Origin of the sequence: Rhodococcus sp. NPDC077669 (genome assembly GCF_040686915.1) — a bacterium.
Lineage (GTDB): Bacteria > Actinomycetota > Actinomycetes > Mycobacteriales > Mycobacteriaceae > Rhodococcoides > Rhodococcoides fascians.
This window is the reverse complement of record NZ_JBFBMD010000016.1, coordinates 1-13342: the sequence shown is the minus strand read 5'-3', so window position 1 is coordinate 13342 and position 13342 is coordinate 1. Positions and strand designations below refer to the sequence as shown.

Here is a 13342-nt window from a genome sequence, read left to right as displayed (position 1 = left end):
GACTCCTACGCACAGGGTGTCGACTTCCGGTTGCTACCCGTTTCTGTCCCATTTCGTCCCTGGCTGTAGATCTCCGGCGCAGGATCTACAGCCAGTTGTTCTTGTGGAACGTTCGCCACAGACCGACGCACACGCAGGCGACGATCGCGACGATCGTGTGATACCCATAGGTCCAGTGCAGCTCGGGCATGTTGTCGAAGTTCATGCCGTAGATGCCGGCCACCATGGTCGGCACCGCCGCGATCGCCACCCAGGACGAGATCTTGCGCATGTCGAGGTTCTGCTGCATCGTCACCCGAGCCAGGGCGGCGTCGACGAGCGAGCTGAGTACCTCGTCGTATTCGGAGATACGTTCGGCGACAGTGGTGTGATGGTCCTGCACGTCGCGCAGGTACCGCCGGACGGACTTCGGAACACTGGGCTCCTGGACCAGCCGTGCGAGAGGCGTCGACAGCGGAGTCACCGACCGGCGTAGTTCCACGACCTCTCGCTTGAGCAGATAGATGTTCTCGATCGGCACGTGGTGATGCGGAGAGAACACCTCCTCCTCCATGCCGTCGACGTCCCTCTCGATCGAGTCGGTGACGGCCAGGTACTCGTCGACGACGTGGTCGGCCACCGCATGCAGCACCGCCGACGGGCCGAGCGCGAGCTGCTCCGGATTGTCCTCGAGGCGCTGGCGCACGCCGGCCAATCCGGAGTGTTCGCCGTGTCGGACGGTGATGACGAAATCTCGACCGACCATCACCATGATCTCGCCGCTCTCGACGATCTCGTTCGCCGTCGTCACCGATTCGTGTTCGACGTACTTGACCGTGCGTAGGACGAGGAATGCGACGTCGTCGTATCGCTCGAGCTTGGGCCGCTGATGCGCGTGCACGGTGTCCTCGACCATCAACTCGTGCAGGTCGTAACACTGAGCGATCGCGTTCATCTGACGGTCGTCCGGCGCATGCAGGCCCACCCAGACGAACCCCTCGCCGCGGGCTCGTACTTCGGCGATCGCGGACGTGTGAGTGAACCGGCCGGGTAGCCGGGAGCCGTCGACGTACACAGCGCAGTCGACGATGGCACGCGCCGTTGGCACCGGTATTCGTGGACTCGAATCGGGAACGGCCTTGTTTCCTCGTCGGTGCAGCGAGGGCAGTGAGGGACGCGGTGGAAGGGACGGCATGGCGGGCAATCGTACGCCAGGAAAACGACAGAACAGTGGGCCCGGAACATCACGGCGGTACGCCTGGGACACTGTTCTGGTGCTCATCGATCTCCACACCCACTCGACAGCGTCCGACGGTACCGACAGCCCGGCCGAGCTGGTTCGCGCTGCGTCGGCAGCGGGCCTGTCGGTGGTGGCGCTCACCGATCACGACACCACGGCCGGATGGGACGAGGCCGCTGCCGCATCGCCTGCCGGCCTGACGCTCGTGCGCGGCATGGAACTGTCGTGCACCGGTCGTGGGGAGGACGGCACGCCCGTCCCGGTGCACCTGCTGGCGTACCTGTTCGACCCCGAGAACGAGGCATTCGCCGCCGAGCGTGCACGACTGCGCGGTGAGCGGGTGACCCGGCTGCGGGCCATCGCTGAGAAAATGGCCGCGGACGGCCTGCCCATCGATCCCGACGCGGTTCTCGCCTCGGCCGGGGAGGCCGCCGGTCGTCCCCATCTGGGCCAGGCTCTGATCGAGGCCGGCTACGTCTCGGACATGGACGCGGCGTTCGCCGGTCCGCTGGCAACGGGTGGCAAGTATTACGTGGGCAAGGTCGACACTCCACTCGACGTCGCCGTCGAGATGATCGCCGCCGCAGGCGGCGTCAGCGTGCTCGCGCATGCCCGGGCCCGCAAGCGCGGACGCATCCTGGATCTGGACCACATCCGAGAACTCACCCCGCTCGGGCTCGGCGGTGTGGAAGTCCACCACATGGACCACTCGCCGGAGGACACCGTGGTGATGGCCGAGTTGGCCGCGGAGTTGGACCTCATCGTCACCGGGTCCTCGGATTATCACGGCACCAACAAGACCGTGAAGCTGGGCGAGTACACCACTGACCCGGAGCAGTACGACCGACTGATCGCGGCGGCCCGGTCATGAACTTCGACGTGACGCTGTACCTGACGGTTCTGATCACGCTGTTTGTGATCATGGATCCACCGGGCGCGATTCCGGTGTTCCTGTCCCTGGTGGGACGCAAGAGCAAGGAAGTGCGCAACAAGGCCGCATGGCAGGCACCCGCGGTCTCGCTCACCGTCATCTCGGTGTTCGCGATCGGCGGCCAGGCCATTCTGAGCTACCTGCACATCGGCATTCCGGCACTGCAGGGCGCGGGTGGACTTCTGCTCCTGCTCATCGCGCTGTCGTTGCTCACCGGTAAGGGCGCGGGCGGCGACGCGGCGGCCGAGGACGTCAACGTCGCACTCGTGCCGCTGGGAACGCCGTTGATGGCGGGCCCCGGAGCCATCGCCGCGGTGATCGTCTACGTCAGTCAGGCCGACGGCAACGCGAGCTCGTTGCTCGCAATCGCCTTGGGCATCATCACGATTCACGTCCTGTTCTTCGTGATTCTGCGCTTCTCCACCGTCCTTATCCGGCTGCTCGGCGAGGGCGGCATCTCGCTGCTGGCACGCATCGCAGGCCTGTTGCTCGCCGCCATCGCGGTGCAGTTGATCGCGGACTCCGTCCGCGGATTCGTGGCCGGAGCATGAGCGGGGCCGGAGCGGGTGCAGGGCTGCGCTTCCTGCGCGGTCTCAGCGGCATCGTCACCGCCGGACTGGTGGTGCTGGCGATCGGCGTCGGCGTCACCCAATATCTCGGTCAGTCCCGCGGCTACCCGGGACCGGGCGCGCTGTCGGTCACCGTGCACATCGTTGCCGCTGTCGTCGCCATCGTCGCGCAGCGCATTGCCGATCATCGACGCGGATTCGCCGCCTTCCTCGGAGCGATCGTGGTCTTCGTGGTCACCGGTCTCGTCCTGTGGACCCAATGGTGGCAGTAGTTCACGCTGGTTTCTGACTCTATGGTCAGTTCGGTGGGCGGTATGGCACACTTGGGCCGTTGCAGCGATGCGGCTACAGCCCATCGTTGACTGTGCAGGCACACCCGCCGCACGTGCGAGACACGCTTTTCGGCAGTCGGCAGCCAGTACTGGCGCCCTCCGGTAGTCCGCGACCCTTTCGAGCATCAATCACTTCGTAGACACGTGTTGCCTCGTCGAGGCCGACAGTGCGAGGAGCTTTCACCGTGACGGCAGTCGAAGACACCACAGGAACACCATCGGCAGTTGCGGCCGCGATCACCGACGACGAGATCTTCGCCGGGCATCTCGGCGGCAAGCTTTCGGTCCAGTTGGCCGCGCCGCTCGAGACCCAGCGCGATCTCTCGATCGCCTACACCCCGGGGGTCGCCCAGGTCAGCCGTGCCATCGCCGCCGACCCGGCACTGGCCAAGCGCTACACCTGGACCGACCGACTGGTCGCCGTCATCTCCGACGGTTCCGCGGTGCTCGGCCTGGGCGATATCGGTCCGCGCGCGTCGTTGCCGGTGATGGAGGGCAAGGCGGCGCTGTTCAAGAAGTTCGCCGGCCTCGATTCCATCCCGATCGTGCTCGATACCCACGATGTCGACGAGATCGTCGAGACGATCGTGCGGATGCGACACAGTTTCGGAGCCGTCAACCTCGAAGACATCTCCGCCCCGCGGTGTTTCGAGGTGGAACGACGCGTCGTCGAGGCACTGGACTGCCCCGTGATGCACGACGACCAACACGGCACGGCCATCGTCGTCCTTGCGGCGCTGACGGGTGCTGCACGGGTACAGGGCCGGGACCTGGCCGGGCTCCGAGTGGTCGTCTCGGGCGCAGGCGCTGCAGGCGTTGCGTGCGCGAACATGCTGCTCGCCGCCGGCATCTCCGACGTCGTGGTCCTCGACTCCAAGGGCGTCGTCTCGGCCGATCGCGGTGACCTCACCGGCGTCAAGGCCGACCTCGCTGCGCGAACCAACCCTCGTGGACTGAGCGGGGGACCGGGCGATGCGCTGGCCGGAGCCGACGTGTTCCTCGGACTGTCCGCAGGCAAGGTGGACGAGAACGTCATCGCCTCGATGGCCCCCGAGTCCATCGTGTTCGCGCTCTCGAACCCGGATCCGGAGATCCACCCCGAGGTGGCCAGGAAGTACGCGGCCATCGTCGCGACCGGACGCAGCGATTTCCCCAATCAGATCAACAACGTTCTGGCCTTCCCCGGTGTGTTCAAGGGCGCGCTCGACGCCGGCGCACGCCGCATCACCGAAGGCATGAAGCTCGCCGCTGCCGAGGCAATCCTCTCGGTTCTCGGCGACGAGTTGGCCGCGGACAGAATCGTCCCGAGCCCGCTCGATCCTCGCGTCGCCCCGGCCGTTGCGGACGCAGTTGCGGCAGCAGCGCGAGCCGAGGGCGTCGCGTAGGAAAACAGAAAAAGCACCCCGAACCCCGCCCTATCCGGGCCGGTGGTTCGGGGTGCTTTTAGTTTGCGTGAGTCGTCGTCAGACTTTTGCCAGTCCGGTCGGCATGCGCCGGAGGCGACCGGTTCCCGGCACCGACGTCCACACCGCTAGGGCGAGAAGGCCGTCGACGACGAGTGTGAGCAGCGCGACGAGGATCGCCCCGACCAGAACCCGGCCGTAGTCGTAGAGCGCGAGACCGTCGAAGATGTAGCGACCCAGCCCGCCCAGGTTGACGTACGCCGCAACGGTCGCGGTCGCGATGATCTGCAGGGTGGTGTTCCGTAGTCCGCCGAGGATCAGTGGCAGTGCATTGGGGATCTCTACCCGCAGCAGCACCTGTGATTCGGTCATTCCCATTGCCCGGGCGGCGTCGACCACGTGAGCATCGACGTTGGCTATTCCCGAGTAGGTGCCCGCCAGCAGCGGTGGTATCCCGAGCAGGACCAGCGCGATGATCGGCGGGATCAGACCCAACCCGATCACCAGGACCAGGAACACCAACACACCCAGAGTCGGCAGTGAGCGCAGAGCGTTGACCAGTCCGACGACCACCGCTTCGCCGCGGCGCAGGTGACCGATGATCAGTCCGATGGGAATCGCGACAGCGGCCGAAAGCACAACGGCCAACAGCGAATACCACATGTGCTCGAGCAGTCGAGCACCGATTCCCGTCGGCCCGGCCCAGTTGGCACCGTCGAGGATGTACGAGAACGCTTCGGAGAACAGATTCATGCGCGCGCCTTCCTCGTCGACGAGCTGCCCTGCCGGGTCCAGGGCGTGAGTCGACGGCCCACCAGGTACAGGGCGGCGTCGAAGATCAACGCCAAGAACACGATCGAGATGATGCCGGCGAAGATCTGATCGGGATAGTCACGTTGGTAGCCCTGGGTGAACAGCTGGCCGAGACCACCGATACCGATCACCGAACCCACCGAGACCAACGAGATGTTGGTGACCGTGACAACTCGAATATTGGCGATGAGCACCGGCAAGGACAGGGGTAGCTCGACGGTCACCGCCCGGCGTAACGACGAAAAGCCCATGGCCTGAGCCGAATCGACGACGGCGAACGGAACCGAATCGAGTGCCTCCGGAACCGCGCGAACGAGCAGGGCCGTGGAGTACACCGTCAGTGCGATCACCACGTTCAGCGGATCGAGCACGGGCAGTCCCACGACCGCAGGAATGGTGACGAACAGTGCCAGGGACGGCAACGTGAACGCAATGCTGGCCACCGTCAACGTGATTCGGCGGACCCACCGCGTGTTGCGAATCAGAGTGCCGACCGGAACGGCGATGAGCAGGCCGATGAGTAGAGGCACGAGCGAAAGATACAGATGTGTCTTCGTGTACCCCAGTACGACGCCGAAGTTGTCGAACAGCCAGGTCACTGTGCGTCGTTCCCGGCCGCGCCGAAGTGGTGGCGATTGCGCTCCTCGTCCTCCGACTTGCGCTGTACGGCCAGGTTTTCGAGAATCTCCGCACCGTCGACGCTGCCCACGGCGGCACCGGTCGAATCGACGGCGACGCCGATTCCCGACGGAGACGAGATCGCCGAGTCGAGCGCCTGCCGTAGATCGCCGCCCTCGAGGAACAGCGACCCACCGGCCGCGGTGCTCTCGTCCAGGCTGCCGCCGCCGCGTACCTTCTCGACGCCGGTGGCGTCGATCCAGCCGAGGGGACGACGCTGGGAGTCCACGACCAGAACCCACTGCCCTTGGTCGAGTCGCAGGGTGCTCATCTCGTCCTCGGTCGCGGTATGGATCGGATGCATCGTCACCGACTGCGCCGAGCGGAAAGACAGGCCTCGGTAGCCGCGGTCGCGGCCGACGAACGACGCCACGAACGACGTCGCCGGTGCCGCGAGCACGGTCTCGGGCTTGTCGTATTGCTGCAGACGACCCTGCGGTCCGAAGACCGCGATGTGGTCGCCCAGCCGCACGGCCTCGTCGATGTCGTGCGTGACGAACACGATCGTCTTCTTCAGATCGGCCTGCAGCCTCAGCATCTCGGTCTGCAGATCCTCACGCACCACCGGATCGACGGCGCTGAAGGGTTCGTCCATCAACAGAATCGGTGGGTCCGCGGCGAGCGCGCGGGCCACCCCGACGCGCTGTTGCTGCCCGCCGGACAGCTGTGCCGGGTAGCGGGACGCGAGAGCCGGATCCAGGCCCACTCGTTCCAGTACCTCGAGCGCCGCCTTGCGGGCCGCGCGCCGGGACTGACCGTTGAGGACCGGAACCGTCGCGACATTGTCGACGACGGAACGATGGGGCAGCAGCCCGGCACTCTGGATGACGTAGCCGATTCCCCGGCGCAGCTTCACCGCGTCGGTGTCGGCGATGTTGCGGCCGTCGACCGTGATGACGCCCGAGGTGGGAGCGATCATCCGGTTGATCATGCGCATCGACGTCGTCTTGCCGCAGCCGGACGGCCCCACGAACACGGTGAACGAGTGTGGCTGGATCACCAGGTCCAACGAGTCGACTGCCGTGGTGCCGTCCGGGTACGTCTTGGTGATGTTCTCGAAGGTGATCATCAGCTGACCGGCTGGTCCAGACCCTTGTCCTTGACCCACGCCGTTGCCGCCGCAGCCGGTTCGACCTTCTGGTCTCCGGACACCGAGGTGTTCAGTGCGATGAGCTCTTCGGTGGTGATCTGCGCCGAGACGGCGTCGAGAACCTGAGTGAGCTTGTCGGACTGCTTGGACGTCCGCAGCACCGGGATGACGTTCTGAGCGGCGAAATTGTTCTCCGGGTCTTCGAGAACCACGAGATCGTTCTGCGCGATGGCCGGCGAGGTGGTGAAGATGTCCGCCGCGACGACCTGGCCCGACACGAGTGCCTCGACCGTGGCCGGTCCGCCGCCGTCGGAGATGGGCACGTAGTTACCGGGGGAGATGTCCAGGCCGTACTTCGCTTTCAGGCCCGGCAGTCCGCCGACGCGCTCCTGGAATTCCGGCGTGCCTGCGAACGTCACCTCCGAGGAGAACGGTGCGAGATCCCCGACGGTCTTCAGATTGCGCTCGGTTGCGGTCGCGCGGGTGACGACGACGGCATCCTTGTCCTCGCCGGGTGCCTGGGCCGTCACCGCGAGGTCGTCGCCGAGTGCAGCGGGCAGTGCCGCCAGCACGTCCTCGGACGAGGTGGCCGTGGCAGATTCGTCCAAGTACTGGAGCAGGTTGCCCGTGTAATCGGGGATCAGGTCGATCGAGCCGTCGCGGACGGCGGGAATGTACGCCTCGCGGCTACCGATGTTCAGCTTGGTGCTCACCTCGAAACCGTTGGCGCGCAATGCTTCTGCGTAAATGTTCGCGACGGTCTCGGACTCCGGGAAGTTGGCCGAGCCGACGATGATCGAGTTCGTGTCGTCGTTGCTCTCGCCGCCTCCGCTCGAGAGCGGATCCGAATTTCCGCCGCAGGCGGTCAGTGCGGTGACCGACAGGGCGAGCGCGGCAACGGCCGCCACTGCCTTCGGGGCGGAGAACGCGCGCGTGATTCGGGAGGTGGTCATGGTGTCCTTCCATCGGTTCGGGCACAGACGAAGCCCCAACTCCGACAGGTGCCGCCCGATCACCGGGGACACCGCCGAACCAGGACTCGGGCTGCTCGGGATGGTAGTCGACGTCGCCGTGCCCATAAGGTTGGTTCGAACTACCCTCTCGTTCGCATCTGTGCCCCGCGGTCGGGATCGGTAAACCCCACGGGCAGTGAACAGGAGAAAATGAGAGTGCGTTCGTCGATTCTGGCAGCGGCCCTCGCGGTCACTATTGCAGGTTCCGTCGGTGGGTGCAGTGCGGCCGACCGGGCCGAACCCGGGCACGTGCCCGTCGTCGTCGGAGCCGGGAATTCCGACCTCTCCCGGTTGCTCGCACAGATCTACGCAGGAGGACTCCGGTCGACGGGAGCCGAGGTCTCCGTCGCCGAGAACCTGGGGGATCGGACGGCGTACCTCGCGGCGCTGGACCGCGGCGAGGTATCGATGATTCCCGACCTGACCGGGGACCTGTTGCGCACCTTCGACACCCTGGCCGGGGCAACCGAAGCAGAGGACGTGTTCACCGAACTGAACCGATCGCTGCCCGCCGGACTGTCGGTGGGAGACTACGCAACTGCCGAGGATCGATTGGCTCTTGCTCTCGCTCCAGACGCGATCTTGGACGAGGGCGCGACGGTGACCGAATTTCTTCGTCGGGACGACGTGACAGTCGGAACGGTCGAGGGGGAGGTCGATCCGATGGACGTGAGGATGGAGGGTGTGGGCAGTCCCAGCTTCACCGGGGCCCGTTTCTCCGAGTTCATGGTGTACCCGGATGCGCAGTTCGCCGTCGACGACCTGAATTCCGGTGCGGTGGATGCTCTCGCGATTCGGACGGCGTCGTTCGGTCCGCTGGCCAAGGATCTGACGACTCTGCCCGACGACGATCATGTGTATCCGGCGCAGAACGTCGTTCCGCTGTACCGCACCGGTGTGCTGGACGAGAGTGCGGTGAAGTCGTTCTCGGTGGTGGCGGGGGAGCTGACGACAGCGGACCTCGCCGACATGATCGGCGAGGTCCGCGGCGGTGCTGCGTCAGGCGATGTCGCCGGCCGCTGGCTCGGCGAGCACAGCCTCTGACACGTCGGACTTCTGCTCTGCTCTGAGCTTGCGGCCCAGATAGGAACCCATGTGCTGGACGGCTTCGGCTGCTTCCCGCAGGATCGACGCCTGCAGATGCGCCACGTGCCAGAGTTTCTTGTACTCGATGTACTCGAGTTCGACGCCGGACAGGCGCAGCTTGTCCGCGAACGCGGTGATCTGTGGATAGAGCACCTCGTCCGTCCCGACGTGCATGACGACCGGAGGCAGCTCGTCGAGGTTGCCCTGGAGCGGCGCGAAGCCTTGATCCAGCGGGTCGCCCGCCCCGAGATACGCGTCGGCCGAGGAGTTCGACCACCCGGTGTTGACGACCAGGTCGCGCGGTTTGACCGCGTCGCGTGCGCCCGGATCGACCCACGGTGAGATCAATCCGAGTGCTGCCGGCCTCGCGCCGTCGTCCACCAGCCGTCTCGTCGTCGCGACGGTCAGTCCGCCGCCGGCCGAATCACCGGCGATGGCGATGCGATCCGGGGTGAAGCCGTGCGAACGCACGAGTTCACGGAACGCCGCCACGGCGTCGTCGAGCGCGGCCGGGTACGGGTTCTCCGGGGCGAGGCGGTAGTCGAGTACGTACACGGCGCTGGCCGACTCTCGGGCCAGATGGGCGGCGAGCGATCGGTGGGTGTTGATCGAACCGATCGTGAACGCGCCCCCGTGGAGGTACAGGATCGCGGTGTCGCGTTCGGTGGCTCCGACGGTGATGCGCTCGGCCCGCCTGCCCGCAAGCGTCAGTTTCTGCGCGACGGTCCCGTGCGGGAGCGTCTGCACGGGAGCCGCGGCCTCGAGGACCGCCCGCTGCGCCCGGAAGGACAGACGCGGATTCAGCGCGAGGCGGTAGAAGGGCTTGAGCGCCGCCGCAACGATCGGCAGAGGAACGTAGAAGGCTTTCACGACGCGACCCGCCTACTTCTTCGACCGTGGCATGGCACGCTTGGACACCGCAGCGATCAGACCCTGGTACCGCGAGCCGGTGATGCGTTGCAGCAGATCGAGCGCGATGGCGTCGGAACCGATGAGCACGCGACCCCGGCCTTTCTCGACGCCCTTGAGAATGGTCTTGGCCGCGTCGATCGGGGTGGTCTTCGCCAACTTGCTGTCGAAGAATTTCGCCACGTCGGCCTGGTCGAAATTCTCGGCGACGGTGGCATTGCGGGCGATGGCAGTCTTGATGCCGCCGGGGTGCACCACGGTCACCTTCACCGGAGCCTTCGCGATCAACATCTCCATGCGCAGCGACTCGCTGAATCCGCGGACGGCGAACTTCGCAGCGTTGTACGCGGACTGGGACGGCATCGCCAACAGGCCGAACAGGCTGGAGATGTTGACGATGTGGCCGTCACCGGAGGCCTTGATGTGCGGCAGAAATGCCTTGGTGCCGTTGACGACGCCCCAGAAATCGACGTCGACGATGCGCTCGATGTCCTTGAACGAGGACTTCTCCACGTCACCGTGGTAGGCGATGCCCGCGTTGTTGTAGATCTGGTTGACCTTGCCGAAATGCGCGACGACGGCCTCGGCATAGTCCAGCACGGTCTCGCGCTGCGAGACGTCGAGGAAATCGGACTTCACCTCGGCACCGAGTGCTTCGACGCGGCGCACCGTCTCGTCGAGTCCGGCAGTGTCGACGTCGGACAGTGCGAGCTTGGCTCCGCGTCCGGCCAGCTCGAGGGCCAGGGCCCGGCCGATTCCCGAACCCGCGCCGGTGACGACGGCCACCTTGCCTGTGAATGTGCTCATCGTGCGGACACCTTGTCTGTGTTGTTGCCGGCGGCCGTGCTCGCCGACGCGGAGGTCAGATCTGCGGTTGCGACGCTACGGTACGCATCGAGATCGAAATGCTTGGTCTGACGACGGAACTCGAACGTGAACCCGGGCCACAGGGTGGTGTTGTTTCCGTGCTTGTCCAGATACCAGCTGGCGCAGCCACCGTTCATCCAGACGCTCTTGGCGAGCTGGTCCTGCAGAGTCACGTTGTACTCGTCCTGCACGTCCTTGCGCACTTCGATGGTCCCGATGTCGTGCTTGTCGATGGTGTTCAAGGCGTCGACCAGGTAGTTGATCTGCGACTCGATCATGAAGACCATCGAGGTGTGCCCGAGGCCGGTGTTGGGGCCGACGAGGAAGAACATGTTCGGGAAGTTCGCCACCGCGGCGCCCTTGTAGCCCTGCTGTCCGCCGTCGTCGAACGTCTGCGCCAGCGTCCGGCCGTCCTTGCCGACGATGGCCTGGTAGGCAGGCGAATCGGTGACGTGGAAGCCGGTGGCGACGACGAGTGCGTCGATCGGGCGCTCGGTGCCGTCTTTGGTGACGATCGATCCCGTGCGGATCTCGGCGATGCCGTCGGTCACGAGGTCGACGTTGCTCTGCGCGAGAGCCGGGTAGTACGCGTTGGAGATCAACATGCGCTTGCATCCGATGCGGAAGTTCGGGGTCACCTTCGCGCGCAGTGCCTTGTCCTTGATCTGCGTGCGCAGATGATTCTCGGACGCCCACTGCAGCGGCTTCATGAACGCGGGGTTCTTCGCCAGTCCGACGACCTGGGTCTCACGCATCGCGTAGATGCCGGCGCGGGCGAGGCGCTGGAAGCCGGGCACGTGCTTGAAAGCGAAGCGCTCGAGCTTGGTGTACGGGCGATCGGCGCGAGGGAGGATCCACGGCGCGGTGCGCTGGTAGACGTCGAGGTGCTCGACCTGGCCTGCGATGGCGGGAACGATCTGGATCGCCGACGCGCCGGTCCCGATGACGGCGACGCGCTTACCGGCGAGCGAGACGTCGTGGTTCCACTGAGCGGAGTGGAAGACGTCGCCCTCGAAGTCGTGAATTCCCTTGATGTCGGGCAGGTTCGGCTCACACAGTGCGCCGACGGCCGAGACGACGATCTTGGCGGTGTAGTTGCCGGTGGTCGTCTCGACGTCCCAGCGGCTGGTGGAGGCGTTCCATCGCGCCGACGTCACGTCCGTGCCGAAGACGTGCTTGTCCATGACGCCGTACTTGCGCGCAACTCCGGCGATGTACTTCTGGATCTCGGGCTGGGTGGAGAACGAACGAGTCCACTCCGGGTTCAGCGCGAACGAGTACGAGTACAGGTGCGAGGGCACGTCGCAGGCTGCACCGGGGTAGGTGTTGTCGCGCCAGGTACCGCCCACATCGTGGCCGCGTTCGACGACGACGAAGTTCTTCTTGCCTGCCTTGGTCAGCTTGATCGCCGCTCCGAGCCCGGCGAAACCACTGCCGATGATCAGCGTATCGACGTGACGCGGCGACGTTGCGCGGTCCGAAGTATCTGTTACGGGAAGACTCATGTAGAGCAGACTAGAAGCTTACTGAGTGTGAGTCAATAGTTATTGACTACTATTCAATAGGATGATTGCATGGCGGATGTGAACCGCGCTGGAGTATCGACGACGAAAAGGACCAGACTCAGTCCGCAGCAACGACGAGCGCAGCTGATCGAGCTCGGCACCGAGATGCTCGCCGATCGGCCACTCGAACAGATCTCCGTCGAGGACATCGCCGATCAGGCCGGAGTCTCCCGAGGTCTACTGTTCCACTACTTCGCGTCCAAGCAGGACTTTCACCTCGAAATAGTCCGCGAGGCGTCGCGGTCGATGATCGAACGGACTGCACCCGACCCCGACCTCGAACCCTTCGAGATTCTGCGCGACTCCATCGCCAACTACGTCGATTACGTCAGCGAGAAACGCGACACCTTCATCTCCCTGCTCCGCGGCACGGCAAGCGGAGACCCCCAGATGCGCGAGGTGTTCGAGCAGACCCGCACCACCATGGCCGATCGCACTCTCGTCCAACTCGCTCAACTCGACGTCGATGTCACCCCCACCATCGACCTCGCCGTCCGCGGGTGGATCGCCTTCGTCGAAGAAGCCACCATCACCTGGCTCAGAAATCCACAGATCACCCGCGACGAGTTGATCGACCTGAACGTCAACGCCCTACCTGCTGTCGCCCTGGCCCCGGGCATGATCTCCGCGCTGCTGGGAGCCGACGCCGGCGCCTGAGCCCCGCCCTAGTGTGCGTCCCCCCGGTTCGGGGTCCTCCCCGGTTGGACGTCCTCCCCGGTTGCAGGTCCTCCCCAGTTGGGATCAATGTCCCTTTGTTGCAGTCTGACCGACTTGCACAGCTCCCCGGAAGTTGGACTGAGTAATTCAGTTCCGACTACCGGGGAGTTTTGTATGCGTGCACGAAGTTCACTTACCGAGGATCAGCGG

General features: G+C 65.3%; 14 protein-coding genes. 6 read left to right on the top strand and 8 right to left on the bottom strand.

Going from position 1 to position 13342, the window contains the following annotated elements:
• Positions 1-85 precede the first annotated feature (85 nt).
• Complete coding sequence (locus AB0P23_RS17645) at positions 86-1174, bottom strand: magnesium and cobalt transport protein CorA (protein WP_027498032.1); 1089 nt, start codon at positions 1172-1174, stop codon at positions 86-88.
• 79 nt (positions 1175-1253) lie between these two features.
• Between AB0P23_RS17645 and AB0P23_RS17640 the strand changes: the two genes are divergently transcribed.
• The 4 genes from AB0P23_RS17640 (at position 1254) to AB0P23_RS17625 (ending at position 4436) form a co-directional block, all read left to right on the top strand.
• Positions 1254-2090: a PHP domain-containing protein gene (locus tag AB0P23_RS17640; protein WP_032375495.1), complete on the top strand. Its 837-nt coding sequence runs from the start codon at positions 1254-1256 to the stop codon at positions 2088-2090.
• Positions 2087-2701: a MarC family protein gene (locus AB0P23_RS17635; RefSeq protein WP_027498030.1), complete on the top strand. Its 615-nt coding sequence runs from the start codon at positions 2087-2089 to the stop codon at positions 2699-2701. Before AB0P23_RS17640 ends, AB0P23_RS17635 begins: the two co-directional genes overlap by 4 nt.
• Positions 2698-2991: a hypothetical protein gene (locus AB0P23_RS17630; protein ID WP_045840758.1), complete on the top strand. Its 294-nt coding sequence runs from the start codon at positions 2698-2700 to the stop codon at positions 2989-2991. The genes AB0P23_RS17635 and AB0P23_RS17630 overlap by 4 nt, the downstream gene beginning before the upstream one ends.
• A gap of 245 nt (positions 2992-3236) precedes the next feature.
• On the top strand, positions 3237-4436 hold the full coding sequence (locus AB0P23_RS17625; protein ID WP_032375496.1) for an NADP-dependent malic enzyme: 1200 nt from the start codon (positions 3237-3239) through the stop codon (positions 4434-4436).
• Between the two features lie 78 nt (positions 4437-4514).
• Here AB0P23_RS17625 and AB0P23_RS17620 read toward each other — a convergent pair whose 3' ends face one another.
• From AB0P23_RS17620 to AB0P23_RS17605, 4 genes are read right to left on the bottom strand one after another with little or no spacing between them, the layout of a single operon-like run.
• Positions 4515-5207 (bottom strand): ABC transporter permease, encoded by a 693-nt coding sequence (locus AB0P23_RS17620; RefSeq protein WP_027498027.1) that lies wholly within the window; start codon positions 5205-5207, stop codon positions 4515-4517.
• The gene (locus tag AB0P23_RS17615; protein WP_032365390.1) at positions 5204-5866 is read right to left on the bottom strand and encodes an ABC transporter permease; all 663 of its coding nucleotides are present in this window, start codon (positions 5864-5866) and stop codon (positions 5204-5206) included. Before AB0P23_RS17615 ends, AB0P23_RS17620 begins: the two co-directional genes overlap by 4 nt.
• Positions 5863-7014, bottom strand: a complete 1152-nt coding sequence (locus tag AB0P23_RS17610) for an ATP-binding cassette domain-containing protein (protein ID WP_032390505.1) — start codon at positions 7012-7014, stop codon at positions 5863-5865. The genes AB0P23_RS17615 and AB0P23_RS17610 overlap by 4 nt, the downstream gene beginning before the upstream one ends.
• The gene (locus tag AB0P23_RS17605) at positions 7014-7988 is read right to left on the bottom strand and encodes an ABC transporter substrate-binding protein (protein WP_032371945.1); all 975 of its coding nucleotides are present in this window, start codon (positions 7986-7988) and stop codon (positions 7014-7016) included. The genes AB0P23_RS17610 and AB0P23_RS17605 overlap by 1 nt, the downstream gene beginning before the upstream one ends.
• A gap of 210 nt (positions 7989-8198) precedes the next feature.
• On the opposite strand from AB0P23_RS17605, the gene AB0P23_RS17600 reads away from it, so the two are divergent.
• Positions 8199-9092, top strand: a complete 894-nt coding sequence (locus AB0P23_RS17600) for a glycine betaine ABC transporter substrate-binding protein (RefSeq protein WP_206497981.1) — start codon at positions 8199-8201, stop codon at positions 9090-9092.
• Here AB0P23_RS17600 and AB0P23_RS17595 read toward each other — a convergent pair.
• The 3 genes from AB0P23_RS17595 to AB0P23_RS17585 are packed head-to-tail and all read right to left on the bottom strand — an operon-like array spanning position 9048 to position 12415.
• Positions 9048-10004: an alpha/beta hydrolase gene (locus AB0P23_RS17595; RefSeq protein WP_032375498.1), complete on the bottom strand. Its 957-nt coding sequence runs from the start codon at positions 10002-10004 to the stop codon at positions 9048-9050. The two genes, AB0P23_RS17600 and AB0P23_RS17595, sit on opposite strands and share 45 nt — an antisense overlap.
• A gap of 12 nt (positions 10005-10016) precedes the next feature.
• Complete coding sequence (locus tag AB0P23_RS17590) at positions 10017-10850, bottom strand: SDR family NAD(P)-dependent oxidoreductase (protein WP_032365394.1); 834 nt, start codon at positions 10848-10850, stop codon at positions 10017-10019.
• Entirely contained in the window at positions 10847-12415 is a 1569-nt protein-coding gene (locus AB0P23_RS17585) for an NAD(P)/FAD-dependent oxidoreductase (RefSeq protein ID WP_032375499.1), read from the bottom strand. The genes AB0P23_RS17590 and AB0P23_RS17585 overlap by 4 nt, the downstream gene beginning before the upstream one ends.
• 69 nt (positions 12416-12484) lie before the next feature.
• On the opposite strand from AB0P23_RS17585, the gene AB0P23_RS17580 reads away from it, so the two are divergent.
• Entirely contained in the window at positions 12485-13132 is a 648-nt protein-coding gene (locus AB0P23_RS17580) for a TetR/AcrR family transcriptional regulator (protein WP_032375500.1), read from the top strand.
• Positions 13133-13342 lie beyond the last annotated feature (210 nt).